This is a genomic window from Asticcacaulis aquihabitans (genome assembly GCF_032490435.1).
Classification (GTDB): domain Bacteria; phylum Pseudomonadota; class Alphaproteobacteria; order Caulobacterales; family Caulobacteraceae; genus Asticcacaulis.
On record NZ_JAVGWM010000001.1, the window covers coordinates 152,530 to 177,724 of the forward strand.

23 protein-coding genes are annotated in these 25,195 nt (G+C 57.0%); 11 read left to right on the forward strand and 12 right to left on the reverse strand.

Features of this window, described 5'->3' with window-relative positions; genetic code table 11:
* Positions 1-19: 19 nt before the first annotated feature.
* From RCJ00_RS00750 to RCJ00_RS00770, 5 genes are all read right to left on the reverse strand, one after another.
* Positions 20-343, reverse strand: a complete 324-nt coding sequence (locus RCJ00_RS00750) for an ArsR/SmtB family transcription factor (protein ID WP_316219673.1) — start codon at positions 341-343, stop codon at positions 20-22.
* Positions 344-527: 184 nt separating this feature from the next.
* Positions 528-2,087: an AMP-binding protein gene (locus RCJ00_RS00755; protein ID WP_316219674.1), complete on the reverse strand. Its 1,560-nt coding sequence runs from the start codon at positions 2,085-2,087 to the stop codon at positions 528-530.
* Between the two features lie 185 nt (positions 2,088-2,272).
* Positions 2,273-4,222 carry a M56 family metallopeptidase gene (locus RCJ00_RS00760; RefSeq protein WP_316219676.1) on the reverse strand — a complete coding sequence of 650 codons (1,950 nt, stop codon included), beginning with the start codon at positions 4,220-4,222 and terminating at the stop codon, positions 2,273-2,275.
* Positions 4,219-4,620 carry a BlaI/MecI/CopY family transcriptional regulator gene (locus RCJ00_RS00765; RefSeq protein ID WP_316219677.1) on the reverse strand — a complete coding sequence of 134 codons (402 nt, stop codon included), beginning with the start codon at positions 4,618-4,620 and terminating at the stop codon, positions 4,219-4,221. The genes RCJ00_RS00760 and RCJ00_RS00765 overlap by 4 nt, the downstream gene beginning before the upstream one ends.
* 106 nt (positions 4,621-4,726) lie before the next feature.
* On the reverse strand, positions 4,727-5,683 hold the full coding sequence (locus RCJ00_RS00770) for a serine aminopeptidase domain-containing protein (RefSeq protein WP_316219679.1): 957 nt from the start codon (positions 5,681-5,683) through the stop codon (positions 4,727-4,729).
* Positions 5,684-5,821: 138 nt separating this feature from the next.
* Between RCJ00_RS00770 and lipA the strand changes: the two genes are divergently transcribed.
* Positions 5,822-6,778: a lipoyl synthase gene (gene lipA / locus RCJ00_RS00775; RefSeq protein WP_316219680.1), complete on the forward strand. Its 957-nt coding sequence runs from the start codon at positions 5,822-5,824 to the stop codon at positions 6,776-6,778.
* 16 nt (positions 6,779-6,794) lie between these two features.
* A complete protein-coding gene (locus RCJ00_RS00780; protein ID WP_316219681.1) occupies positions 6,795-7,250 on the forward strand; it encodes a type II toxin-antitoxin system RatA family toxin in 456 nt (151 codons plus the stop codon).
* On the opposite strand, the gene RCJ00_RS00785 is transcribed toward RCJ00_RS00780, so the two are convergent.
* Together RCJ00_RS00785 and RCJ00_RS00790 are read right to left on the reverse strand one after the other, a co-directional pair.
* A complete protein-coding gene (locus RCJ00_RS00785) occupies positions 7,240-7,737 on the reverse strand; it encodes a CinA family protein (protein WP_316219682.1) in 498 nt (165 codons plus the stop codon). The two genes, RCJ00_RS00780 and RCJ00_RS00785, sit on opposite strands and share 11 nt — an antisense overlap.
* Before the next feature lie 113 nt (positions 7,738-7,850).
* A complete protein-coding gene (locus RCJ00_RS00790) occupies positions 7,851-8,462 on the reverse strand; it encodes a superoxide dismutase (protein ID WP_316219683.1) in 612 nt (203 codons plus the stop codon).
* 246 nt (positions 8,463-8,708) lie between these two features.
* Between RCJ00_RS00790 and RCJ00_RS00795 the strand changes: the two genes are divergently transcribed.
* The gene (locus tag RCJ00_RS00795) at positions 8,709-10,841 is read left to right on the forward strand and encodes a prolyl oligopeptidase family serine peptidase (protein ID WP_316219684.1); all 2,133 of its coding nucleotides are present in this window, start codon (positions 8,709-8,711) and stop codon (positions 10,839-10,841) included.
* Positions 10,842-10,844: 3 nt separating this feature from the next.
* Here RCJ00_RS00795 and RCJ00_RS00800 read toward each other — a convergent pair whose 3' ends face one another.
* Positions 10,845-11,984 carry a bifunctional 2-C-methyl-D-erythritol 4-phosphate cytidylyltransferase/2-C-methyl-D-erythritol 2,4-cyclodiphosphate synthase gene (locus RCJ00_RS00800; protein WP_316219685.1) on the reverse strand — a complete coding sequence of 380 codons (1,140 nt, stop codon included), beginning with the start codon at positions 11,982-11,984 and terminating at the stop codon, positions 10,845-10,847.
* Positions 11,985-12,045: 61 nt separating this feature from the next.
* Between RCJ00_RS00800 and dusB the strand changes: the two genes are divergently transcribed.
* The 8 genes from dusB to RCJ00_RS00840 all read left to right on the forward strand — a co-directional run bounded on the left by dusB (position 12,046) and on the right by RCJ00_RS00840 (position 21,567).
* Positions 12,046-13,047, forward strand: coding sequence for a tRNA dihydrouridine synthase DusB (gene dusB, locus RCJ00_RS00805; protein ID WP_316219686.1), 1,002 nt, complete (start codon positions 12,046-12,048; stop codon positions 13,045-13,047).
* Positions 13,048-13,131: 84 nt separating this feature from the next.
* Positions 13,132-15,432: a sensor histidine kinase NtrY-like gene (locus RCJ00_RS00810; protein WP_316219687.1), complete on the forward strand. Its 2,301-nt coding sequence runs from the start codon at positions 13,132-13,134 to the stop codon at positions 15,430-15,432.
* A gap of 11 nt (positions 15,433-15,443) precedes the next feature.
* Complete coding sequence (gene ntrX, locus RCJ00_RS00815) at positions 15,444-16,844, forward strand: nitrogen assimilation response regulator NtrX (protein WP_316221068.1); 1,401 nt, start codon at positions 15,444-15,446, stop codon at positions 16,842-16,844.
* Positions 16,845-16,870: 26 nt separating this feature from the next.
* A complete protein-coding gene (locus RCJ00_RS00820) occupies positions 16,871-17,731 on the forward strand; it encodes a D-amino-acid transaminase (RefSeq protein WP_316219688.1) in 861 nt (286 codons plus the stop codon).
* 125 nt (positions 17,732-17,856) lie between these two features.
* Entirely contained in the window at positions 17,857-18,105 is a 249-nt protein-coding gene (hfq, locus tag RCJ00_RS00825; RefSeq protein WP_023459155.1) for an RNA chaperone Hfq, read from the forward strand.
* Between the two features lie 24 nt (positions 18,106-18,129).
* Positions 18,130-19,455: a GTPase HflX gene (gene hflX, locus RCJ00_RS00830; RefSeq protein ID WP_316219689.1), complete on the forward strand. Its 1,326-nt coding sequence runs from the start codon at positions 18,130-18,132 to the stop codon at positions 19,453-19,455.
* Positions 19,456-19,585: 130 nt separating this feature from the next.
* Complete coding sequence (locus tag RCJ00_RS00835) at positions 19,586-20,014, forward strand: MarR family winged helix-turn-helix transcriptional regulator (protein WP_316219690.1); 429 nt, start codon at positions 19,586-19,588, stop codon at positions 20,012-20,014.
* Positions 20,014-21,567, forward strand: a complete 1,554-nt coding sequence (locus tag RCJ00_RS00840) for a DHA2 family efflux MFS transporter permease subunit (RefSeq protein WP_316219691.1) — start codon at positions 20,014-20,016, stop codon at positions 21,565-21,567. Before RCJ00_RS00835 ends, RCJ00_RS00840 begins: the two co-directional genes overlap by 1 nt.
* A 9-nt stretch (positions 21,568-21,576) precedes the next feature.
* On the opposite strand, the gene RCJ00_RS00845 is transcribed toward RCJ00_RS00840, so the two are convergent.
* The 4 genes from RCJ00_RS00845 to RCJ00_RS00860 form a co-directional block, all read right to left on the reverse strand.
* A complete protein-coding gene (locus tag RCJ00_RS00845) occupies positions 21,577-22,125 on the reverse strand; it encodes a winged helix-turn-helix transcriptional regulator (protein ID WP_316219692.1) in 549 nt (182 codons plus the stop codon).
* 215 nt (positions 22,126-22,340) lie between these two features.
* Positions 22,341-22,844, reverse strand: coding sequence for a hypothetical protein (locus RCJ00_RS00850; protein WP_316219693.1), 504 nt, complete (start codon positions 22,842-22,844; stop codon positions 22,341-22,343).
* Positions 22,837-23,634 carry a nucleoside triphosphate pyrophosphohydrolase gene (mazG, locus tag RCJ00_RS00855; protein WP_316219695.1) on the reverse strand — a complete coding sequence of 266 codons (798 nt, stop codon included), beginning with the start codon at positions 23,632-23,634 and terminating at the stop codon, positions 22,837-22,839. The genes RCJ00_RS00850 and mazG overlap by 8 nt, the downstream gene beginning before the upstream one ends.
* The gene (locus RCJ00_RS00860) at positions 23,631-24,971 is read right to left on the reverse strand and encodes an MFS transporter (protein ID WP_316219696.1); all 1,341 of its coding nucleotides are present in this window, start codon (positions 24,969-24,971) and stop codon (positions 23,631-23,633) included. The genes mazG and RCJ00_RS00860 overlap by 4 nt, the downstream gene beginning before the upstream one ends.
* Positions 24,972-25,195 lie beyond the last annotated feature (224 nt).

Below are 25,195 nucleotides of genomic sequence, written 5' to 3' on the forward strand. Positions count from 1 at the left end.
TGCTGTCAATGTGACGTCATCAGACCGACTTGGCGCTTCGCGACAGGGCGTCCATCTGCTGCATCCAGCGCGCCTCATTTTGCAGCAGCCAGGTTTTCAGGGTCGCCATCGGTTGCGGCTGCAGCGCGTAGGCACGCAGGCGGGCATCGCTGTAAAGGGGGACTTCTGTGATCATGCCGACGCCCTTGAGAATACGCAAATGCCGGCTGAGCGCAGCCGGAGTCAGGCCGATTTCGCGCGCCAGTTCGCCGGCGGTCAAAGGGCCTTCGCACAACAGGTCTATAGCGCGTCTTCGGCTGGGATCAGCCAGCGCGGCCAGGGTTTGTTCGAGTGTTGCGGTCACGACTTCATCTGCATTTTTATTTCCTATTTTACAGAAATATTATAGTTAATTGATTTAAAAAGTTAATTTTTCGCTTCCTTCCAGGGGGTGAAATATATTTTTAACGAAAGCGTAGATATTCAACATTATGGTTAACTAAATTGCCTGCGTCAAATACTTCTGTATTCATTGAAATGTATGGGAGTCAGGCGGCTTTGGAATCGACTTCAGCTAGCTTTTGCAAGGTCACGTAGTCCGTCTTGCCGGATCCCAGAACGGGCACGGTCTCGACCTTCAGAATCTTCTTCGGTATCGCCAATACCGGGGCGCCGTTTTCCTTCGCCCAATGGGTGAGGCGCGACACATCTGCATCGTCCTTGTCGGTGATGAGGACCAAGCGTTCACCCTTTTTGTCATCCGAAATAGCCACAACGGCATGACGATTATCGGGCCAGACTTCTTCGGCGATACGCTCGACAGCGGTCAGTGACACCATCTCACCAGCGATCTTGGCGAAGCGCTTGGCGCGGCCCATGATGCGAATGAAGCCTTCGTCGTCGATATTGACGATATCGCCCGTGTCGTGCCAGCCGTCCTTAGGTGCCTCGATGACATCCGGCCGATCGATATTGATATAGCCGCCCATGATGTTCGGTCCCTTGACCCACAGACGTCCACCGCCCGTAATGCCGTCGACCGGTTCCAAGCGGGCTTCCATCTCGGGCAACATCTTGCCGACGGTGCCATAGCGATTATTGTCGGGGAAGTTGACCGCCACCACCGGTGAGCATTCGGTGACGCCGTAGCCTTCGAGAATCGGCACGCCGCCGAACTGAGTCTGGAAGAGATTATGCGTTTCGTCGCGCACCTTCTCGGCCCCGCATACGACGAACTCTAGCGTCTTAAAGTCCTCGGGTTCACCTGACCGTGCGTACTGATTGACGAAGGTGTCGGTCGAAAACAGCAAGGAGGCCTTCGATTCCTTCAGGAGCCCGGGAATGACCTTAACGTGCAAGGGAGACGGGTACTGGAAGCTGCGTAGCCCCGCCAGCAAGGGGAGTATAACGCCGCCCGTCAGGCCAAGAGAGTGGAAGATGGGCATCGGGTTGAACGCTACCCATTCCGGTTTCAGTTCGATATGGGCTTCAATCTGGCGGGTGTTGGACACCAGATTAGATTGGGTCAGGACCACGCCACGCGGGCTGCCGAAACTGCCAGAGGTGAACAGGATGACGCCAATATCGGAGGCCTTTGTCTTCTTCGCGAACAGGCTGGGGACCTTAGAGGCTGCCAGCGCGAACAGCTTGTCCGTCGTGGTAATTTCTTTGCGGATGTCGTCGAGATAGATGATCCGAACATAGGCCTTCATCGAATCGACGAGATCTTCGAGCTTGGCGTTTTCGATAAACCGACGGGAGCTCAGGATGGTCTTGATCTGTGCCGTCTGCACGGCTGCCTTTACATTGGCCTGGCCGGAGGTGAAGTTGATCATGACCGGCACCTTAGCCAGTGCATGCAGGGCGAAAAAGGACACTGCGCCACCGGTCGAGGTCGGCAGCATCATGCCAACGCGGCCTTCGTCGCCCAAGTGGCGTTTTAGCAGGCGCGACAGGCCAAAAACACCCGCCAGGAACATGCCGTAAGACAGGGGCTTGCGATCTTGATCTTCAATGATGACCTTGTCGGACCCGAACCGCTTCTGAGCCTGGATCAAAGCATCAAATAGCGAGGTCTGGGTATCGCTGGCCTTAAACGCGCGCTTCATGCACGACTACTCCCCTCGATGCAGTCGGCCTGCCCGCCAACACGGGAGATCCGGATCTGTCATCATCCATTACGCCGAAAATCCTCAGATCTTCCGGCAACATTCCGACATAATAGCTTATACGCCGGACAGGTCAAACAGGGAATTTGGACAGTGTTCAAAAAACGATGAACTGGTAATGCGGTCTACTTCGCGGCGACCGTCACCGTCACGTGGGAGCTGGCATCGACACGAACCTGTACGTCCGTTTTCGGGTCGGGTGACGGGATGGGTTTGGCTTGCGCGTTCGGCAGACGGCCCAATTTCATGAGCGTCAGGCTTTTGGGTTGTAGGGCGACCTGTGGGGTGACAATGCTCACCTGCGTCGGAGACACGATTGTCTTATGGGCACCGATCATAAGGGGCATCGGTGCGGGGGGAGCGGCAGGGGCGACCGGTGCTACCATTGCCATCGGTGCAGGAGGTGCCGATGGGGCCTCTGGCTCCGCCAATGGCGCGGGGTGTTCATCGCCGTACACCTCTGGGGTCACCGGCGCTTTTGGGGGTTTTGGGGCTTTCGGCGGCTTCGGAGCCTTGGGCGCCTTCGGCAATTTTGCCGCGTAACCGCTATAATACATGCGGTCGTAGGCAAATTGCGCCTTGGCCTGAAGCGCGCCTTGGCGCGCCTGTTCGGCGATAGCTTCCACATCGATATGCATAGCGGCCGTGCGGGCGACGTCGGCTTGGGCGCGCCTGGCATCGGCCAAGGCCTTGGTGGCGATAGCGTCCGGATCGATCGTCTGTCCATTCAGGCCTGCGCGTTCCAGTTCCGCCTTTTGATCCATCGCGGCGCGGCGCGCATCTTCCGCAATCTTTTTCGCGTCGATATCGGTTATCTTAGCACGGGCGACCTCTTCTCGGGCGCGTATGGCTTCGGCGCGGGCCTCTTCGGCAATGGCGTCTGGGTCGATATCGTCTGGCGCCATGCTAAAATCAATATTGTCGGCTGTTTCGCCTTCACCCGTCGCAACAGCGGCGTGGGCGGCGGAATGAGGCTTGCTGGTCAGTCGCCGGTCGTTACCATTGATTATGTCTGTCAGATGGGTCACCGCGGCGTCGGCCTGCGCCGCGGCCTGGGGGCAAATCTTGGCAGCCACATCCTTAACCGGGGCGGCAAAGGCGGTAAGGGTCAGCAGCAGAACGGGCAGCAGGACAAAGGCGACCGGGCGGGCTTTCAGGCGCGACTCAGGCTGTTCGCCTAAGACTCGTGAAATGCGGGCCAGCAGGTTCTTGCCTTCGCCATTCAACGCCATCGACAATTTAGGCGCCCGGGCAGGCACGCGGCGTTGTTCTTCAAGGCTAAGCAAGGCGGTGGCGTAAGTGATTGGATCGTCGCACGACCGAATGGCCGCGTCATCACAGCATAGCTCGCGTTGTTCACGCAGCTTGCCGCCGATCCACCAGACAGCAGGATGATAGAAAAACAGGGTCTCGACCAGGCTTTGAACCAGGTTCCAGACATAGTCGGCGCGGCGAATATGTTCGAGTTCATGCGACAGCACAGCGTCCAGTTGCTCAGGTGTCAGCGACGTCACTGCCGATAGCGGCAGGTATACGACCGAGCGGAAGACGCCGACAACGAACGGACCGGAAATGGCGGGATGCAATCGGACGGTTACCGTCTTGCTAAGGCCAAAGCGGCGCAGCGCGGCCGAAAAGCGAAAAGCAATAGACGCTGGAACAGCTTGTGCTTGTTTTTTAAGGCCATGGATGAACCATAGGCCAGCGAGCATGCGCAACGACAGCATTATAACGCCCGCGAGCCAGACCGCATCCAGCCAAGGCAGCCAGGCGGACAGATTCAGGCCATGTGTAATTTCGGGCAAGACGGTCGCAGCTAAGGTTTCGCCGATCGCTGACGTGCCGCCTGGGGCGTTTGCGACAGGGACTGCGAGGCGGAGATATTCATAGATGAAGGTTATGACGGCGACTGCCAGCATGGCCAGCATGGCCGATAAGCTCAGGACGTAGCGTCCCTGGGCCCGCAATTTCGGCATACACATATCGACCAGCTTGTAGAGGGCGGCGATGGCTGCGGCCTGCCAGCAGAAATGAACGAGTGTGAAACCCAATGCTTCCATGTGCGGCGACATCATGCACCTCTTTTGCGCTCTATAAGCGCCCTGATCTGTTGAAGTTCCTCGTCGCTGGCCGGTTGCAACGACAACGCATGCATGGCCAGCAGGGCCGGAGAGCCCGAAAACAATTTGTCACTCAGGTCTTTCAAAAGCTGGCCCTGCATATCCCCTTCACGCATGGCAGCTTCGTATATATGCGCCTTGCCTTCTTCGGTGCGGGTGACCAAGCCTTTTTCATGCATGATCTGCATGGTCTTCAGTACAGTCGTGTACCCCATGGCGCGCTCTTGGGAGAGCACGTCGAAAATTTCGCGAACGGTAGCCGATCCTTTGGTCCAGAGAACGCGCAGGATTTCCAGTTCAGCTTCAGTCGGTTTGCGGGCAGGCGGAGTCGTGGAGAGGGGGGACTGTGTCATAGCTGATGTATACGAAGGGCTTCGTAAGGTGTCAACGAAAATCTTCGTAGACGATGAACAGCCGGCCTAGTCTATAACGGGACCTCTAATCTTCAGGATCATGACCTCAGTGAGCGGGCGTCTGGGCGTCAACAAAGGCGATAATGTCGGCCCCCAAGGCTTGCGGCCCGTCACTGGGGGCCACGCGGCAGCGCGGCAGGCGGGCGCACAGCGCGCTGGCGGCGTTTCCATCCGCCGTCGACGTCGATTTTGGTTGCAAAACAAGGATTTGCGCACCGGTCTTCAACGACAACACCGGCAAATGAAGGCCGTTTAGATCGGTATATGCCTTCTGCATCTGCCTTTGCCAGCCCTCGCTTTTCTTGCGCAGGCGCAGATCGGGGTTGGACATTTGCCAGGTCTGAGCGATGGCGCCGAGGTAGCCCGGTTGCGGCGCGTCGCGATGCCAGTCCTCCCCCTTGGCGATAGGTCCGCCAAGATAGGGGGCGTAAGCAACAAAGCCGCGCAGATTGTCGTCCTTAAGTATGGTCGACAACGAAAGGGCGGTAATGGCGCTATAGCCGGTACCGACGATAAAGAGCGGTTTGTCGCCAGACGGCTTTACGATATCGTTGATAAAGTCGCGCGCCGTGATTTGGGCATCGTGATAGCTGGCGGTGTATATGCTGTCGTTTTGCAGCAGATAATGTCCTGCGCCGCCTTGGCCTGGGGCTTCGAGCAGCCAGACCCCGTAGCCTTCTGCCAATAGTTGGCGCATGGTTTCGAAATAGACCTCCGCTGGATAGTCCGCGTCGGCCAGTATCAGTATCTGCGCTTTCGGATTGATCGGGGGTGACGCTACGCCATATCGCGCCTGAGGTAATTTTTCAGCACGGTATGCCCCCCAGACGAAGCCATCGGGCGGAAAATACTGTGGTGACAGGCCGGCCGGGATGCGGCTGTCGAGAAAGGCCTGACCGGGTTGCATCTCCCGGGCCGCGTCCTTCAGCTTGGAACAGCCGGTCGTCGCCAGCGCGGCCGCCAGCGCCAGCCAGATCACCGATTTCGGACAAGGGAAGGGCATTTGCTCAGCTATAATCGAGATTCCGTGAAGCGGCTATGACATTTGCAACGGATGGATAACACTATGTGACTTGATATTATGTCGCAAAAAGACCAATTAGGGCGCAGGCGGACGGTCGCCCGGCAAGTATTCGAGACCATGGTCACTCTGATAAACCGCGTAGATGGAACGGCGCGTGAGTTGCGTCACCCCGAAAAGCAAAATCGCCCGGATTCTCCAATTCTGAAGAAGCCCGACTGGCTGCGTGTCAAAGCGCCGGGATCGAGCGGGTACAACGAAACGCGCGGCATCGTACGAGACGCCAAACTGGTGACCGTGTGCGAAGAGGCGGCCTGCCCCAATATCGGGGAATGCTGGTCGAAAAACCACGCCACCATCATGATCATGGGTGACACCTGCACGCGGGCCTGCGCCTTTTGTAACGTAAAGACAGGTCTGCCGCAGCCGCTTGACACCGATGAGCCGCGCCGGGTCGGTGAGACCGTTGCTTTGATGAAGTTGTCCCACGTGGTCATCACCTCCGTGGACCGCGACGATCTGAAGGACGGCGGGGCCGAGCATTTTGCCGAAGTGATCCGTCAAATCCGTGCCCAGTCGCCCAAGACCACTATCGAAATCCTGACGCCGGACTTCCTGCGCAAGGATGGCGCCGCTGAAATCGTCATCGACGCCAAGCCGGATGTCTTCAACCATAATCTGGAAACGGTTCCGCGCAACTATCTCAAGATTCGCCCGGGCGCGCGCTACTACCACAGCCTGCGGCTGCTTGAGCGCGTGAAGGAACGTGACCCGCAGCAGTTCACCAAATCCGGCATCATGGTCGGCCTGGGGGAAACCCGCGAGGAAGTGATGCAGGTCATGGACGATATGCGCTCTGCCGGCATCGATTTCATCACCATCGGCCAGTACCTCCAGCCGACGCGCAAACATGCGGCCATCGATCGTTTCGTCACCCCGGATGAGTTCAAGGCCTATGAAGCCATTGCGCGTGCCAAGGGGTTCCTTATGGTATCGTCATCGCCCCTGACCCGCTCCTCGCACCACGCGGGAGAGGACTTCGAAAAGCTGCGTGCCGCCAGAGCTCTGAAAAAGTAAGGGCTGACGAGACATAATGACCAAGCTGCGTCTCGAACGCGACCTGCCTTACCAACCGGTACAACTCTGGGAAATGGTAGGCGATGTCGAGCGGTACCCAGAATTCATCCCCTGGATAAAGTCTTTGCGCGCCTATAATCGAGGCCAGCTGGAAGACGATATCATGCGCTTCGACGCCGATGTCGCCGTGGGCTTCAAACTGTTGAGCGAACGGTTTTCGACCCGCGTGACGCGCGCCGCGGCCGCACTTCTGGTCGATTTTGATCTGATCCGGGGGCCGTTTCGCCAGTTGAAGGGACGTTGGACCTTCACGCCCAGTCCGACCGGTACGACAGTGGCCTTTGACTTGGATATCGATATAAAGAATCCGCTGCTCGATGCTGTCTTCAAGGCGAATTTCAATCTGGCGGTATCGAAACTGCTGGCAATATTCGAATCTCGCGCCCGTCAGCTTTATGGCGCTAAGCGCTGAGTGTATCGATGGCCCATTGCAGGGCGTGTTCGACGCTTGCCTGCCGCACGGCCTCACGACCGATGTCGCCGAACTGACGGACCTGGGCAAGGGTGAGGCGCTGTTTTTCTATGTCTAGATAGCTTAGCCCGAAACAAACCATGCCAACGGGTTTTTCCGCTGATCCGCCGGTTGGACCGGCAATACCTGTAACGCTAAGGGCTATGTCGGCGCCAGCCGTCGTCAGGGCGCCTTCGGCCATGCTGGCCGCCACCTCTATACTGACGGCACCATAGGCTTTCAACAAGGCTTCGGGAACGTAGACCAGCGCCGTCTTGGCGGCATTGGAATAGGTGATGAAGCCTTGCTCGAAGACCTCCGACGATCCCGATATGCCGGTTATGGCGCCCGCGATCAGGCCGCCGGTACAGCTTTCAACCGTGGTGACGATCTTTTTCTGCCGTTTTAGCAGGTCAATTAGCTGGGCGGCGAGTTTGGCGGATGTCATGCGGAGCTCACAGAAAAGGCGACCCCTAAGGATCGCCTTTTCGCTATCAATTGCAAGGCGGCAGTCGTTGCGCGCCCTAATTTTCCCATTGCATCGCAACGGGCCAGCGCATGTTAGACGCCTGGATGAAGCGGGCCATCCAGGTTCGCGTTGGCGAAATCCCAGTTGACGAGATTGTTGAGGAAGACTTCGATAAACTTCGGACGCAGGTTTTGGTAGTCAAGATAGTAGGCGTGTTCCCAAACATCGAGCGTCAGAAGCGGCTTGTCACCCTTGGTAAACGGCGTTTCGGCATTGCCGGTCTTGACGACCTTGAGCTTGCCGTCTTCACCCAGGACCAGCCAGGCCCAGCCGGAGCCGAATTGCGTCGCGCCGGCGGTCTTGAATTGCTCCACGAAGGCATCGAACGAGCCGAAGTCTTCGGTAATCTTGTCGCCGATCTTGCCGGTAGCGGCACCGCCACCGTTCGGCTTCATCGACGACCAGAAGAAGGTGTGGTTCCATACCTGGGCCGAGTTGTTGAACACGCCCGGATTTTTGCCTTCAGACGCCTTAACGATTTCGACTAGTGACAGGCCTTCGAATTCGGTGCCAGCAATCAATTTGTTGAGGTTGTCAACATAGGCCTTGTGGTGCTTTGCGTGGTGAAAGCTGAAGGTGTTGGCCGACATGTGCGGCTCAAGCGCATCGGCGGGGTAGGGCAGAGGGGGCAGTTCGAAGGCCATGGGATACCTCATAAGGTTGGGAGGGGAGAAAGGTCTTACCCGTTGCCATATATTCGGAGGAAAATAGGTTTTCAATAGGCGAGGCGTGTGAGAATGCTTCGCAATAAATACCGCAGAAATTCAACGGGTTTGGCTAATTTTTTAATAGTCGGCGCATTCGCCGGTAAAGCATTGCAAAGTCAGGCTATTGACCGACGACGATATTACTCGGATAGTGATGTTATCTCATTTGAAACGGAGTCGGCGATGAAACGGTCTGGGTTGGGCGTGAGTTTTTTTGCATTGGCTTTGGCTGCGTCGCCGCTTTTAGCCGTGGCTGGGCCCCCGGCTCCGGTTGCACCGCGCGGCGATGTCGTCGATCATGTTTACGGCAAAGATATTCCCGATCCCTATCGTTGGATGGAAGGGCAGGACAACAAGGCGTTCCAGGAATGGCTGAAAGCGCAAGGCGCGGTCGGACGCGCCTGGCTGGATTCCGCACCGACGCTGGCGGGGTGGCGTACGCGTCTCACTGTGGCCAGTGCCGGCAGCACCACCAACCGTATGCAGCATCGTGTCGCCGGTCGCCTCTTCTTCCTCCGCCTTGAACAAGGCAAGCAGGGTGTCCTGATGCAAAGGAAGCCCGATGGCAGCGAGATGGTCCTTCTCGATCCTAACGCGGTCGCGGCCACCGGCGGGCATGCATCCGTGACAAACTACTCGGTTTCGGCCGATGGCCGGACGATTGCCGTCAATGTCGATCATGGTGGCAATGAAATCACTACCATAGAATTCTACAACACCGATACAGGGGCGCGGCTGCCTGACCAACTGGATAATATATGGGGTGAGTTCTCAGTTGACTGGACGCCGGATGGGAAGGCCGTCACCTACACCCAAATGGCACCGGCAGGAGAACAGGCCGATCAGATGCTGAATATGCGGGCGCGATACCACGTCATGGGTACTCCGGTCACGCAGGACAAGACGCTGCTGGTCAGTGGCGGCAATCCCACCGTCCCGATCGCGCCGCAAGAATTTCCAGGCGTCGGCGTTAGTGCCGACTCAGATTGGGTCATAGCGGTCATTGGCGGGGCCCGTGCACAGATCCGTACCTGCATTCTGCCGCGCGCAAAACTGCTCGAAGCCAACGCACCGTGGAACTGCCTGATCAATTATGACGATGAAATTCAGGGCGCGAATCTGAAGGGCAATACATTTTACGCCATCAGTAAAAAGGACGCGCCAAACGGTAAATTGTTGACGATAGATCTGGCTGCCGCGCCGACCCTTGATAAGGCCCGGGTTCTGCTGCCGCAAAGCGATGTGGACGTCCTGACCGGAACAAATGTCGCCCGCGATGCGCTTTACGTTCGCTATATGCACAATGGCGAAGACGTCTTCGTACGGTCCCCTTATGACGGTGGGCCGATGAAGTCGGTTCCTTTGCCCTACCACGGCTCGGCCTTTTTGACGGACAGCGATCCCACGGTCGACGGCCTGGTCTTCACCCTGCAAAGCTGGACCCAGCCGCGTAAGCTTTTTGCCTATGATGTGGCCAAGGGGTTGAGCGATCTCAATCTGGGCGCCAATTCGCCGAAAGACTATGCGGCGGCGATCGATATCCTCACTGTCGAAGCCAAGAGCGCCGATGGAACGCTGGTGCCAGTTACTATTCTGCAGCCAAAGGGTTACAAACCGGACGGTAATGCCCTAAGTCTTCTGGATGCCTACGGCGGTTATGGGCAAGCCACGCAGCCTTTCTTTGATCCCATGACCCTGGAATGGGTGATGGCAGGCCATGTCTACGTCTTCGTCAGTGTGCGGGGCGGTGGTGAAAAAGGTGACGCCTGGCGGTTGGCCGGAAAGAGCGCACTGAAATACAAAGGTGTCGAAGACCTTATCGGTGCGGCGGACTACATGGTCTCACAGGGCTACAGCCGCAAAGATCATGTCGGCATTTACGGCGCCAGCATGGGTGGGCTGATCATGGGCGGTGCGGTGGCGCGCTATCCGGATCGTTTCGGTGCGGCCATTATTCATGCGGGCATCCTAAATCCGACACGTCTAGCCGCCATGCCTAATGGGTCGAACCAATTTGCCGAAACCGCCGACCCGGGGACGGCGGAAGGATTCACCATTCTCACCAACATGGATCCATATCTCGCTATAAAGCCCGGCAAGACCTGGCCCGCGGTCATGCTGGATGTCGGGCTTAACGACAATCGTGTCACCCCTTGGAATAGCGGCAAGTTCGGCGCAGCGCTGGTGGCGGCTGGGGATACGAAGGTTGTCTACCGTACCGACGCCGATTCCGGCCATTTCGGTACATCGCTCAGCCAGGCGGCGGCCGAAAAGGCTGACCATTATACCTTCCTCGAAAAGGCAATGGGCAATTGAGGCTTAAAGCATAATCGCGCAGACGGCCTGGGCGGCCAGGCCTTCTTCGCGACCGGTAAAGCCCATCTTTTCGGTGGTGGTGGCTTTGACGCTCACACGGTCCAGGTCAATTGCCAAAATAGCGGCGACGCGCTGGCGCATGGCTTCGCGGTGGGGTTTGATCTTGGGGTTTTCGCAGATCAGAGTGACATCGACATTGACGATTTCGCCGCCGTGCTGGCGGATCAGGTTGGCGGCATGCTGCAAAAAGAGATCGGACGACGCGCCTTTCCATTGCGGATCGGTCGGCGGAAAATGATCGCCGATGTCGCCCAGGCTCGCCGCGCCGAGAAGCGCGTCGGTGAGGGCGTGCAATCCGGCGTCGGCATCGCTATGCCCTATCAGGGTTTTGTTATGGGGAATTTCCACGCCGCATAGCCACACGCTTTGTCCGTCACCCCAGCGATGGGCGTCGAACCCTTGGCCAATTCTCATTTGTTTCATTGGCTTATCTGAATTGATTAAAGCGTCTAGAAAGGCAAAATCGCTAAGGTAGGTCAGTTTGTGCAGGCGAATGTCGCCTTCAACCAGGGTGACGTTGATACCAGCGTGGGCCGCGACCATGGCTTCGTCCGTTGGAGTGTCGTTGGTCGGCCAGCGATCGTAGGCACGCCGGATGTCATGCAGACGAAATGCCTGAGGGGTCTGGGCGCGCCACAGATTATCGCGCGGTGGTGATTCCACAATACGATTCTGGTCGCCGCGCTTGAGCGAATCCGTTACCGGCAGGGCCAATATCGCCGCAGGCTTGGTCTCAAGTTCAGCCAGTAAGGCATTGATATGATGCAATTTCAAGAGCGGTCGCGCAGCATCGTGGATCAAAACCGCATCGTTAGGGTCACCCCTGAGGGCGGAAAGCCCGTTGCGGACGGATTGAGCGCGGTCGGTCCCACCGGCCACAAAGGTGGCGCGGTCGCCATAGGCGCTCTCGGCCTGGGATATGTCTTCGTCGGGTACCACAACAACAATTTGTGCCGCACCGGCCTCTTCAAAGGCGGCAATTGACCAGTCGAGTACCGGGCGCCCGCCCAGTAACATCCATTGCTTCTTGCCGCCCGAGCGGCTGCCGGATCCGCCGGCGACGATGATGGCGTGAAATGTCATGCTGCGTGTTTAGCGCGAAACGCGGATGGCGCAAGAGGCGCAAACCGTGTATGTGCGCGCGATGACTGCTTCCTTGCGCGAAATTGGGCTTCAAATAGGCGATGTGACCGTCCCGGGGCGGGTCCTGATCGCGCCTATGACCGGTGTTTCCGATTTACCGTTCCGACATATGGCGCATAAGTTGGGCGCTGCCTATGCCGCGACCGAAATGGTCGCATGCGCGGAGATGCAGACCGGCCGTCCGGATGTGGTGCGTAAGGCGCAACTCGGCGAACATGACGGGTTGAAGATCATTCAGTTGATCGGCCGGGATCCAGCGCATATTGCTCATGGCGCCCGATTGGCCGAAGAGGCAGGCGCACACATTGTCGATCTCAATTTCGGGTGTCCCGCCAAAGAAGTTACGGGGGTGTTGTGCGGGTCTGCTCTAATGCGTGACCTGGACCAAGCTGAACGCATCATGACCGCCGCCTTGCAGGCGACGTCGCGGCCAGTGACAGTAAAGATGCGCTTGGGCTGGGATGACAATCACAATGCTGCCGAACTTGCGGTGCGCGCGGAAAGGCTTGGCATTGCCGCCTTGACCGTACATGGACGGACGCGTCAGCAGTTTTACAAAGGGCAGGCCGACTGGCACGCCATAGCATGCGTCAAACAGGCCGTACGGATACCGGTCATCGCAAACGGCGATATTGTCGGTCTAGATTCGGCTCAGGATGCGCTAACGCAATCCGGCGCAGACGCGGTAATGATCGGGCGGGGCATATATGGGCGTCCCTGGCTGGCGCGTGATCTGAACATGGCGCTTAACGACAATAATCCCATGTTAGTCATAAGTTTAACAGATCAGGCCGATATATTGCTTGAGCATATGTATGCGTCGTTGCGTTTTTATGGTGACGGCCTGGGGTTACGCATGTTCAAGAAGCACTTGGGCGCCTATGTGGAGAATTCGACACATCATGACGACCCCGTTGTTCGCCGCCAGGATAAGGCTCGCCTGTGCCGTATGGATAGTCCGGCGGAGATAGAGGCCGCCGTTCGCACCCTTATGTCGGCCTAAAAATCCGCTCAAATATGCAACATTCCTGTTGATATTTGGACACAGTAGTGCGCAAATGTCACTCTCTGAGTAACGGATATTGCGTTGAAAGACTCATCGGCCATATCGCGCCGGCTGCATCTGATGATGCGCAGCCTCAAGACGCTTCGTACGGCGGGCTTCAAGAAGCTGGCGCTTGCGGTTGGCTACGGCGCGTCCTTGCTGACAACCGCTTTCATTGTCTGGCTGATTATCGGCACGTCTGGTACGGGGATCACGGCCAAGGGGCCGACAGGCAATACGGCTGATTACCTGCTTATACTGGTGTCGCTGAACCTCATTCTGTTGTTGGGGCTTGTCTTCTCGGTCGTCATGCGTGTCGTGACTATTGCCCGCAGTAGGGGCGCTGATGCTGGGGCGCGCCTGCACCTGCGCTTCGTCTTTCTCTTTTCCCTGGCTGCCGTCACGCCCGCCATAATCGTGGCCCTGTCGTTCACATTCCTGAACGATGGTATTACAACCTGGTTTTCCGATCGTGTTAAGACCACGGTCGAGAATGGCTATGAGGTTGCCGGTAGTTACCTCGAAGAAGCGAGGCGCACCTCGGCCCGAGCCATGTCTGACATGCGTGACAAGGTCGAAAGCCCCAATGGTCGCAACTTCTATCCCGATCGGCTGGCCTTTGCTCTGGCGCTCAAAGCCGGACTGGAAGAGCGCGGCGAGCTGTCTGCCATCTACGTCATAGACCGGACGGGACAGGTCTTGGCGCGCGCGGAGTTACCCGGTTCCCCTGTGTACATGGCGCCGTCGCCCGAAGTTATCCAAGACGTCGCCGCTACGGGACCAAAGGCCTATCCCTATGGCGATCCAGATGCCATTCGCCTGATCTACCCACTTCAAAACTATAACGGTGCGATGCTGTACGGCATCAAACTTCTGCCGAAAGGCATTTATTTCAAGGTGCAGGCGGCAAATCAGGCCATTGCCGACTACAAGGAAACAACCGATAAAAAGTTGCGCGCCCAGGCCATTTTCTTCATGGCCTACCTAGAGGCGGTCCTGCTTGTCTTGATCGGCGCGATATGGGGCGGTACGTCTGCCGCCGAAAGCATTGCCGTGCCGGTGGCCCGTCTGGTCCAGGCCGCCGACAAGGTGGCGGGAGGAGACTTGAACGCCCGCGTCAGGACAGTAAAGCAGTCGGAAGATATCGCGGTGCTATCGCGTGCCTTCAACCGCATGACGTCCGACTTGCAGAATCAGCAGGCGGAATTGAAGGCGGCGGGCGAAGAGGCTGAAAGCCGCCGACGGTTCATTGAAACCGTGTTGTCGGAAATCAGTGCTGGGATTGTCGGTCTGGATGAAAATGAGCAGATATCCGCCATAAATCGTCACGCATCGAACTTTCTCGGTGTTGCTTCAGACGATGCTATTGGGCTGAGGATTCGTGAATTAGCCCCTGAAATTGCTGAGCTTTTGGATAAGGTGTCCGTTCATAGGGTAGAGGAGACGGAGGTCGATCTTGTGCGCAGGGGCGAAACGCGCAGGGTTCGCGTGCGTGTCTCGGGGCTGGATACCGGCGGTGCCGTTCTCACCTTCGATGACATAACGAGATTGATCGCCGCTCAGCGAAACGCGGCGTGGAAAGATGTGGCGCGACGCATCGCCCACGAGATCAAGAATCCGCTGACTCCGATTCAGTTATCCGCCGAACGTCTGCGCAAGAAATATCGCGGCCAGATTCACACGGACGGCGAAACCTTCGATCGCCTGACCGACACCATCGTCCGTCAGGTCGGTGATATTGGCCGCATGGTTGACGAATTTTCCTCGTTTGCCCGTATGCCTGCGCCGAACTTCTCTGAAGAGGACGCTGCCGAAATGGTGCGTGCCGCTGTCTTCGCCCAACGTGTGGCGCGGCCGGACATCGCCATCGAAATCGTCGAGCCCTTGCCGGACATCACGGTCATTTGTGACGGTCGCATGCTGAGCCAGGCATTGGGCAATGTTCTGAAAAATGGTGGCGAAGCCATCTCGTCACGACTTATGCGTGACGGTAAGGGCGAACAGGGCGAGCCCGCTGACGGCGTTGTCGGACACCTACGCGTCGAGATGAAGCAGGTGGACGGTGAACTGGTTATCGAGGTCGAAGACGATGGCATAGGCTTGCCAGAGAAGGATCGCGACCGGTTGACCGAACCCTATGTGACGACACGCGAGAAGGGGACGGGCCTCGGCCTTGCCATTGTAAAGCGAATTTTGGAAGACCACGGCGGCGAGTTCTATCTCAACGACGCGGTCAACCTCAGCGGCGCGCGGGCTGTTCTGCGTTTGCCGCGTATGCAGGCGGGCCGTAATGCCGCCGGGACGAATGCGGCGGCTAAGGTCGTCAAATTGGTAAGCCATTAAGTGAGGATATGATGAAGGTCTCTTCTGGCGTTGACATTCTGGTGGTTGATGACGAGGCGGATATCCGTGAACTGATCGCGGGTATCCTGGAAGACGAAGGCTATTCGGTGCGCACCGCAGCCGACTCCAATGCCGCCTTACGCGCCATCAAGGCGCGCAAGCCGTCTTTGTGCGTGCTGGATATCTGGATGCAAGGGGGCGGGCTTGACGGCATCGAGCTGCTGAGTGTCATTCATGAACTCGATCCCGATATTCCCGCCATCATGATTTCGGGGCACGGCACGATCGAAACCGCTGTCACCGCAATTAAGAAAGGCGCCTTCGATTTTATCGAAAAGCCTTTTAAAACCGAGCGTTTGATCATGGTTGTTCAAAGGGCGCTCGAACTGACCAGTCTGCGCCGAGAAAACAAGCGCCTGCGCAGCCAAGCCGTCGTGCCGGACGGACTGATCGGGAACTCAGCGGCGGCGCAATTGCTGCGGTCGACCATTGCCAAGGTGGCGCCGGCCAATTCCCGGATCATGATTTCGGGGCCGGCGGGCTCGGGCAAGGAACTGGTCGCGCGCATGATCCATGAGGTCAGTCCGCGTGCCAAATGCGAATTCGTGCCGATTTCAGCTGCTGGCATGACACCGGAACGGCTTGATGTTGAATTGTTCGGTGAAGAAGGCGAGAGCGGCCGCCCGCGCAAAATCGGCGTGTTCGAAAGGGCGCATGGCGGGACCTTGTTCCTAGATGAAGTGGCCGATATGCCGCCGGAAAGCCAGAGCCGTATATTGCGTGTTCTGGTCGAACAGCGCTTTACCCGCGTTGGCGGCGCCCAGGATGTCCAGGTTGACGTGCGTGTTATCTCTTCGACATCCAAGGACTTGTCCGCCGAAATTGCAGCCAGCCGTTTCCGCGAAGATCTGTTCCATCGCCTGAACGTCGTGCCGGTGCGTGTGCCTGGCCTCAGCGAGCGCCGGGGGGATATCGCCGAACTGGTCAACTATTTCATCGACCGTATCGCGGCGGCGCAAGGTTTGCCGAAGCGCATCCTGTCGGAAGATGCCATGGCAACGCTTCAGGTGCACGAATGGCCCGGTAATGTCCGCCAGTTGCGCAACAATATCGAACGTCTGCTTATTCTTGCGTCCGGTAACCCCAACGAGCCGATCACGGCCCAGATGCTGCCGTCGGAAGTGGTGGAATCGGCCGTGGCGGGGGCCATCCGTCCAGAACGGATTATCGCCTTGCCATTGCGCGATGCCCGTGAAGTGTTTGAACGTGAATATCTGTCGTCCCAGATTGTCCGGTTCGGCGGCAATATTTCACGCACAGCCAACTTCATCGGCATGGAACGCTCGGCCCTGCACCGCAAACTGAAATCGCTCGGCTTGGCGCACATCCGTTCAGACGAAGACGACGTTTAGAGACAAGAAAAGAATATTCGGATCCAATGCCTAGAATTGCCTATGTTAACGGCGTCTATGAACGCACCTCAGAAGCCGCTGTCTCCATAGAGGATCGCGGGTATCAGTTCGCCGATGCCATCTATGAGGTCTGGTCGGTGTTCGACGGGCGGCTGGCCGATATGGATGGACACCTGAACCGCATGGAACGCTCCCTTCGGGAACTGGCCATCGAAATGCCCATGCCACGAAGCTCACTTCTGGTCGTGCTCAACGAAGTCGTGCGCCGCAACCGTATTCGTGAAGGCATGGTCTATCTTCAGATCGGTCGGGGCGTCGCGCCGCGCGATCACCTGTTCCCTGTCGATACCCGCGCCAGCGTGGTTATTACGGCGCGTCCGGTCGATCGCGACGCAGCCGCCAGGAAAGCCGCACAGGGCATCAGGGCCATGTCAGCCCCGGATATCCGTTGGGGGCGCTGCGATATCAAGACTGTGGGGCTGCTGCCCAATGTTCTGGCTAAGCAGGCAGCGAAGGCGCGTGGCGCAGGTGAGGTCATTTTTGTCGATAGCGAAGGCCTTGTGACGGAAGGCGGGTCCACCAATGTCTATATCGTCAAGGAGGGTGTCATCCGCACCCGCAGCCTGACGGCGAATATCCTGGCCGGCGTGACCAGGCTCAACCTTTTGCCGCTTATCGCTGAAAACGGTATCGAGTTACGGGAAGAAAGCTTTACGCTCGATGATGCCAAGGCGGCTTCCGAAGTGTTTGTTACTGCGGCAACCAGTTTGGTCATGCCCATCACCGCTATCGACGATCACGAAATCGGCGACGGAAAGCCAGGCCCAATCGCTTGCGCGCTAAGGGAAATCTATATAGACCGCGCCCGTGCGTCCGCAGGTGTGTAAGCGATTGCGCATAAAAATTTTACCGCGGTGTGGTTGATAAGTCGCGGAATCTTTGCCAAATATGAGGCTTATTGTCTGTGTGAGGGGTATTGTGCCTCTCAAATTTTAAACAAGAAGGGCCGGCAATGTCCCACGATAAGAAACAAAACCTGCAAGACACGTTTCTCAATAGTGTCCGCAAAACCAAAACACCTCTGACCATTTTTCTGATCAACGGCGTCAAGCTTCAGGGCATCGTCAGCTGGTTCGACAACTTCTGTGTCCTTCTGCGCCGTGACGGCCAATCGCAACTGGTTTACAAGCATGCGATTTCGACCATCATGCCGGCGGCACCTGTCCAGCTTTACGAACAAGAAGAAGACATTGACGACTAAGGTCCTGCATATCGGACAAAGTCTTTGAGTGACAAATACATAGATCACGCGCCCGACATCGTGCGCGCGATCGTCATTGACCCCGACATCGACACGCATGTGCGCGGCGAAGCGTCGCCCGCACGCAAATATGACGACTCGCGGCTTGAAGAAGCCGTGGGTCTGGCCCTGGCCCTCGACCTGGAAATCGTGGGCGAGATGAGCGTGCGCGTGCGCAAGATCAATCCGGCGACCCTGTTCGGCCAGGGTAAGGTCGCGGACATCAAGACCGCCTGTGAAGCCAATGATGCATCGCTTTGCGTCGTCAACGGGGCTCTGACACCCATTCAACAACGGAACCTGGAAAAGGAGCTCGGCGTCAAGGTTGTGGACCGCACCGGGTTGATCCTGGAAATTTTCGGACGGCGCGCCCGCACCAACGAAGGCAAGCTTCAGGTCGAACTGGCGCGGCTGGAATATGAGCGGTCGCGTCTGGTACGCACCTGGACCCACCTGGAACGCCAGCGGGCAACGGGCACCACCGGCGGTCCTGGCGAAACCCAGATCGAGCTTGATCGACGCATGATCGCGGACAAAATCAAGCAGCTTAAGACAGAACTGGAAGACGTACGGCGGACCCGGGCGCTGCATCGCAATCAGCGCAAGAAGGTGCCCTATCCGATTGTTGCCTTGGTCGGCTATACCAATGCCGGTAAATCGACACTGTTCAACAATCTGACCAAGTCCGAAGTTTTCGCCAAGGATTTGCTCTTCGCGACGCTCGATACCACATTGCGGTCATTGAAATTGCCCAACGGACGTTCAGCCATCCTGTCCGACACGGTGGGTTTCATTTCCGACCTCCCGCATGAGCTGGTAGCGGCATTTCGTGCAACGCTAGAGGAAGTCGAGCAGGCCGACCTGATTCTGCATGTCCGCGATGTGTCCAACCCGGAAACGGAAGCGCAAAAAGCGGACGTCGAGCAGGTCATGGCGCACATTTTGCCGGATCTCGACCGGTCGCGCATGATCGAAGTCTGGAACAAGATCGACCTGTTGGATGCTGAATCAAAAGACATTTTGTATTCGCGCGCCATCACCGACCGTTCCAAAAACAAGCCGCTTCTGGTATCGGCCGTCACTGGAGAAGGCGTGCCCCATCTTCTGCGCGAAGTTGCCTTTCTGGTCGATGCGGATGGTGAGGAAATCGATATTGTCATCGAGCCGCATCAGGGGGAATTCCTGGCCTTCCTGTATGCGCATGGGCGGGTGCTTGGGCGACACGAAGATGAAGATGGCCGCGTTCATCTGCGCGTTAAACTCAGTGACCAGGCCTATGGTCGTTATGAGAAGATGGTCGAAGGGCGGTAATTTTTTGGGAAATCCCCACGACCGCTACCTTCGTCTCTAAGCTAAAAGCATCAGGATTTTATCTGACGCCGCTTGCCAAACGCATCAGGCAGGCCTAGATAATTAGATATCTAATTATCAGGCATCTACAATGTCGACCGAAGAACGTTTTTCTCACGCCTTGCACAACACCGCGCGCATGTGGCGGTTGGCGCTTGATCGCCGTCTGAAAGACCTGGGTGTTTCCCAGGCAGGCTGGTTGAGTATCGCCTATATCGCCAAGGCTAAAACGCCGTTGTCGCAAGGCGAGTTGGCCGGGTTGGTCCAGGTTGAGGCCGCGACCATGGTATCGACGATCGACCGCCTCGAAAAGGCGGGCCTGGTTCGGCGGGTCGCTTCTGAAACCGACCGCCGGGTCAAGCATCTGATCGTGACGCCGCAAGGGCAGGCGATTTACGACAAGGTGCGTGCCAAGGCCGACGATATGCGGCGTGAACTGCTGGGCAGGCTGGATGCGGAAAAGTTGAAAGTGGCTGCCGATATTTTAGAAGAGTTGCAGACTCTCATAGAGAGCGCCTGATGAGTACTTCCGGCAATGCGCCCGCCGCAGGCGAGCCAATAAACCGCGGTATGGTCACGGTGTCTATCATGTTGGCGACCGTCATTCAGGCGATTGACGGGACTATTGCCAACGTGGCCTTACCCCACATGCAAGGCGCCTTGAACGCTTCGTCGGACCAGATTACCTGGGTTCTGACGTCGTTCATCGTGGCGACGGCGATTGCCACACCGCTGACCGGCTGGTTATCGGATCGTTTTGGTTCCAAACAGGTGTTCCTCGTTTCCATCGCCGGTTTTACCCTGGCGTCGGTTTTGTGTGGAATCGCGGGAAATCTCAGTGAGATTGTCGCCGCGCGTCTGCTTCAAGGTGTGTTTGGCGCGGCCTTGGTCCCTTTGTCCCAATCTACACTTCTGGATATCAACCCGCGTGAAAAGCACGGCTCGGCCATGGCCGTGTGGGGTATGGGTGTTATGGTGGGCCCAATCCTGGGACCAACCCTCGGGGGCTGGCTGACTGAAGCCTATGATTGGCGCTGGTGTTTCTTTATCAATGTACCGATCGGCGCCGCCGCTTTTTTCGGCATTCTGAAATATATCCCGCGCACCCATGCGCGCCGCAGCATCCGGTTCGACGTGTTCGGTTTCGCTGCGCTGAGCCTGGCTATTGGCGCCTTGCAGATGCTGCTTGACCGGGGACAGCAAAATGACTGGTTTTCGTCAGGTGAAACCTGGGGCGAAGCAACCATCGCTTTTGTCAGTTTCGGCTTCTTTTTGATCCACACCTTCACGCGTCCCGCGGGTACCACCTTCTTCAACTATCGTCTGCTGCTGAACCGCAATTTCACCACCGGCCTGATTTTTATCTTTGTTGTTGGCATGGTTTTGTTCGCGACGCGCGCCCTTATGCCGTCAATGTTGCAAGGGTTGATGGGGTATTCGCCAACCGATGCCGGGCTGGTAACAGCGCCAAGCGGGTTGGGCACCATGCTGGCCATGATGATCGTGGGGCGCATGGTGGGGAAGGTCGATCTTCGCCTCATTCTCGGCGTTGGTTTCGGGTTAACGGCCGCGACCCTGGCTATGATGTGCGGCTATACGGTCGACACGTCGAAAAGCGCCATCATCATTCCTGGTATAATTCAGGGGTTCGGTCTTGGGCTGGTCTTCGTGCCGCTGAGTGCGGCGACATTCGCTACATTGGCCGGCGATTTACGCCCGGATGGCACGTCTATTTACAGCCTGATCCGCAACATCGGCTCATCGATTGGCATCGCCATGGTTCAGGCGCTTCAGTTTGCCAACACGCAGACGGCGCATGAAGCCCTGGCCGGACAAATTAGCGTCCACAATAGCGCCTTCATGAACAGTATGTATGCGCAAAGCCCAGCGGGACTCGCCGCTTTGAATGGGGAGGTCACGCGTCAGGCCAGCATGATCGCCTATATCGACAATTTCTGGCTGATGATGATTTTGACGCTTCTGGCCATGCCGCTGCTATTCATAATTCAGGCACCCAAAAAGAAGGCCAGCCAAGGCGAAGACGAGCAGGTTGAACTGGCCGCGCTCGAATAGAGGCGGCGGTCAGAAGAGGCTTAGGGTCTCTTCGACCGGATCTAAGTCTGCCTTTTTGGGTGCTGTTTTGATCTTGGTCTTTGGCGTAAAATTCCGGGTCAGACGCTGGGCAAAGGTTTGCTTGTTCTTCTGCATATCAAGAACCACCTCCTTGGCCATGTTGGCGAGCGGTTCGTATTTCAAGCCGTATAAAGCCATTTCAACAAGTAGCGGCGCCAGGTCGGCGCCGCGTTCCGTCAGGGCGTAGATGAATTTTCGCTTGTCAGATGGATCAGCTGATTTTGTGATCAGGCCATTTTGTTCAAGCTTGACCAGACGGTCAGCCAGAATGTTGGTGGCGATCTTTTCTTCCGACCTCAGGAAGCCCTGGTAGCTGTTATGCCCGCGCAACATCAAGTCGCGCACGATCAGCATCGACCAATTATCACCGATGGCTTCCAGCGCGAGGTTGATGGGGCATAGCGACCGATGCGTTTTCGTTGCTGCCGGCTTCGTCTTCGCAGGCGTTGCCTTGACGGGTTTCGAGCGGGAGTTCGGAGATTTGGCAGGCTTCTTCATACGCGACACCGAAAAGCTTCATGGCAGTTCGCAAGTGATGCGCGTTAATCTTTTGATTCGCAAGGGTTGGTCGCATCAATTGCCTGTTGAAAGTGATGTATTGTTTGCATTTCAAATTGCAACCATTTGGCGGCTTAGTTTCATTTTGAAAGTTAAAATAAGGGACGCTTTCTAATTGAAAGCAGTGTGTTGTATTGCCAGCTTGCGGTGAAGGTTCAGTGGGTGTCGTGTGTAATGGCGTAATTGCGCATGACGGATTTGTCGCCCTGCAGAACGCGCCGGAACCGTGTCATCTGGTCGAGCGCTTCTATCGGCTTGGTCAGCTCAGGAGACTGCGTTTCACACTCATGGCGGATCGAGGTCTTCTGATGGTTTTCGACAAGGGTAAGGGCGCAACTGGCATTGACCGCGCCATACGCCGTGACGTTACGCTCAAAAAAGCGGGCGCGGTGAAAAACGCGTAATATGCGCCGAACGGCAAAGGTGGATATTTTATAGGTATAGACCTTGTCGGCCTGCAATCGCACGTTTCCGGCGCCATCGACATCCAGGCGAAAATGGCCGCGCATCTCATAGGTTATGTGGGTATCGTCGGCCAAGCCTTGGCTCTGTGTCGTATAATAGTAGTAGGCGACCATCAAACCGGCACATACTAGGATGCTCATCAGGCTATTGCGCAACCGCTTGCTCATTGGCGGCATGAGGCGAAATTCAGCCATCCTGGCGTTCGGCGACTTTCGCGGCATTCCACAGGGCATCCATCTCCGCCAAATCCGATTGATCGGGTGTGCGGCCCTGGGCGCGGAGCGCCGCCTCTATGGTTTCAAAACGGCGGACGAATTTCGCGTTCGTCAGGCGCAGCGCGTCTTCCGGCTCGACATCGAGTTTGCGTGCCAGGTTTGCCATGACGAACAGCAGATCGCCGAGTTCCTCACGGGCCTTTTCATTATCGCCGCGCGCCACTTCGACCTTCAACTCTGCGGTTTCTTCGTCAAGCTTGTCTAGCACTTCGTTTAGGGAAGGCCAGTCGAAACCGACACGCGCCGCGCGCTTGGTCAGCTTGGCAGCGCGGGTCAGGGCAGGGAGCCCCACGGGCACATCGTCCAATATGCCGTGCTTGTCCTTGGCTTTGCGTTCCGCCGCCTTGGTGACTTCCCAGGCCGCGTTTTGTTCGTCTGCCGTCCGTTCACCGACATCTCCGAAGACGTGCGGATGACGGCGGATCAGCTTTTCGCTTATGCCGGCGGCGACGTCATTGAAATTGAACAAGCCCTGTTCTTCGGCGATACGGGCATGAAAAACGACCTGAAACAGCAGATCGCCCAACTCTTCCTTAAGGTCGCGCATGTCCTTACGCTGAATTGCGTCGGCGACTTCGTAGGATTCTTCGACCGTATAGGGTGCGATGGTTTCGAAAGTCTGTTCTTTGTCCCAGGGGCAACCGGTCTGCGGATCACGCAGGCGGCGCATGACGTTGAGCAGGCTGTCGATACCGTCGAATTGGCTCACAGAATTTCCTTTGCTTTCAGCCCTGCCATGATTTCGGCATGGCGGGCCGGTGTCAGATTGTAACGCAACATCGCGACCGCGCCCAGGATAAGGAACACGACCGGCAACCCGATAAAGAAGATTTCAACCCACATCAAGGCTTCCGGTGGGCTGGCGGACGGTTCCTTGACGTTGAAATGCAGCCAGCCGAGAAGGGTGATGGTCAGGGCGGAAATGGCGTAACCCACCTTGGTCGTCGCCGACAGAATGGCCATCAACGTGCCCTTATGGTCATGGCCGGTTTCAAGCATCACTTCGTCGCCGATATCCGCCATCAGGGCGCGCGTCAGAAGCAGAGACGCTGCATAAGGAATGCCGTTGGCGAACGTCATGGCGGCGCAGACGATGAAATTGCCCTTGGGGGCGAAATACATGGCGGCGTACAGGGCGGCAAATATAAGAGACGAAATGATCAGCGCCTTGTGTTTGCTCATGCGTTTGGCCGCGATCGTCCAGATCGGCGCGCCGACAATGCCGGCCACGAAGTAGAGAAGCATGGCAATATTGCATTCCATGCGCGTCAAGCCTTTGGTCTGCTCGAAGAAGTAGAAGAAGAGGGCGGCCATCACGCCCGGCGCCAACCCCATGAACAGGTCCGCCCATAGAATGCTGCGGACATTCGGCCGTTTCCACATGTCGAAATAGTGGCTGAGTTTAAGGTCGTGCGTGCTGGTTTCAGAGAGTTTCTCCGGCACGACCCACAAGGCAATGCCTATGGTGATGGGTAGGGTCAGCATGATGAACCCGCCCATAATCTGCACGCCTAGGGCATAGGAATGCCCCAGCGACTGAACGACGACCGGAATAAGCGCTGCCGCCAGGATGCCCATGATATTGCCGATTTGCCACCACGCAAATATGCGCGATCGCTCATTATAGTCGGTGGACAGAACCGTGCCCCAACTGGCTTGGGCGAGGGCGGCGATGGAAAAGCCGACATAGAGCACGAATAACCAAAGTCCGAGGTAGATTCCGGTTACGCCCTTGTGCGCCATGAAGATGAAGCCAGTGCTGACGAACAGAATGGGCAAGCAGATCAGCATCCAATGCTTGAAACGGCCGATCCGTGTACGGGTCCGATCCATCCAGTGCCCAAGGAACGGGTCAACCAGGATGTCGAAGGCGCGCACGACGGCAAAGACGATGCCGACGACCAGCCCGAGCTGTAACTGCGTGCCATAATATTCTGGCAGCGTGGCAACCAACGGCAACCCCAGGGCGGCGAAGGGAACGCACGGGCCGATAAAGGCCAATAGTCTTCCGAATGGCACCTTATCAACCGACGCATTCGTGTTCATGTTTGATGCCACGCCAATTTCCCCCGTTCGTGCGACTCTTTATCCGACGATAAGGCAGGCCGACCGGTTTGCCAACCGACCGCACAAGATATGCCGTGCGTATTTTGTCCGTTTAGTCGAAGACCTTGTAGCCGGATTTCACGTTTCAAAATAGAGTACACCGACCTACGAAAGTTTATCGCATAATAAATATTATGGGAAATTGTGCCTATCTGTGGCGAATT

Coding starts and splice junctions, on each gene's coding strand:
- RCJ00_RS00755 (WP_316219674.1), bottom strand. CDS start 2,087: ATGAAGCGCGCGTTTAAGGCCAGCGATACCCAGACCTCGCTATTTGAT.
- RCJ00_RS00760 (WP_316219676.1), bottom strand. CDS start 4,222: ATGATGTCGCCGCACATGGAAGCATTGGGTTTCACACTCGTTCATTTC.
- RCJ00_RS00765 (WP_316219677.1), bottom strand. CDS start 4,620: ATGACACAGTCCCCCCTCTCCACGACTCCGCCTGCCCGCAAACCGACT.
- RCJ00_RS00770 (WP_316219679.1), bottom strand. CDS start 5,683: ATGCCCTTCCCTTGTCCGAAATCGGTGATCTGGCTGGCGCTGGCGGCC.
- lipA (WP_316219680.1), top strand. CDS start 5,822: ATGGTCACTCTGATAAACCGCGTAGATGGAACGGCGCGTGAGTTGCGT.
- RCJ00_RS00780 (WP_316219681.1), top strand. CDS start 6,795: ATGACCAAGCTGCGTCTCGAACGCGACCTGCCTTACCAACCGGTACAA.
- RCJ00_RS00785 (WP_316219682.1), bottom strand. CDS start 7,737: ATGACATCCGCCAAACTCGCCGCCCAGCTAATTGACCTGCTAAAACGG.
- RCJ00_RS00790 (WP_316219683.1), bottom strand. CDS start 8,462: ATGGCCTTCGAACTGCCCCCTCTGCCCTACCCCGCCGATGCGCTTGAG.
- RCJ00_RS00795 (WP_316219684.1), top strand. CDS start 8,709: ATGAAACGGTCTGGGTTGGGCGTGAGTTTTTTTGCATTGGCTTTGGCT.
- RCJ00_RS00800 (WP_316219685.1), bottom strand. CDS start 11,984: ATGACATTTCACGCCATCATCGTCGCCGGCGGATCCGGCAGCCGCTCG.
- dusB (WP_316219686.1), top strand. CDS start 12,046: ATGACTGCTTCCTTGCGCGAAATTGGGCTTCAAATAGGCGATGTGACC.
- ntrX (WP_316221068.1), top strand. CDS start 15,444: ATGAAGGTCTCTTCTGGCGTTGACATTCTGGTGGTTGATGACGAGGCG.
- RCJ00_RS00820 (WP_316219688.1), top strand. CDS start 16,871: ATGCCTAGAATTGCCTATGTTAACGGCGTCTATGAACGCACCTCAGAA.
- hfq (WP_023459155.1), top strand. CDS start 17,857: ATGTCCCACGATAAGAAACAAAACCTGCAAGACACGTTTCTCAATAGT.
- RCJ00_RS00835 (WP_316219690.1), top strand. CDS start 19,586: ATGTCGACCGAAGAACGTTTTTCTCACGCCTTGCACAACACCGCGCGC.
- RCJ00_RS00840 (WP_316219691.1), top strand. CDS start 20,014: ATGAGTACTTCCGGCAATGCGCCCGCCGCAGGCGAGCCAATAAACCGC.
- RCJ00_RS00845 (WP_316219692.1), bottom strand. CDS start 22,125: ATGAAGAAGCCTGCCAAATCTCCGAACTCCCGCTCGAAACCCGTCAAG.
- RCJ00_RS00850 (WP_316219693.1), bottom strand. CDS start 22,844: ATGGCTGAATTTCGCCTCATGCCGCCAATGAGCAAGCGGTTGCGCAAT.
- RCJ00_RS00860 (WP_316219696.1), bottom strand. CDS start 24,971: ATGAACACGAATGCGTCGGTTGATAAGGTGCCATTCGGAAGACTATTG.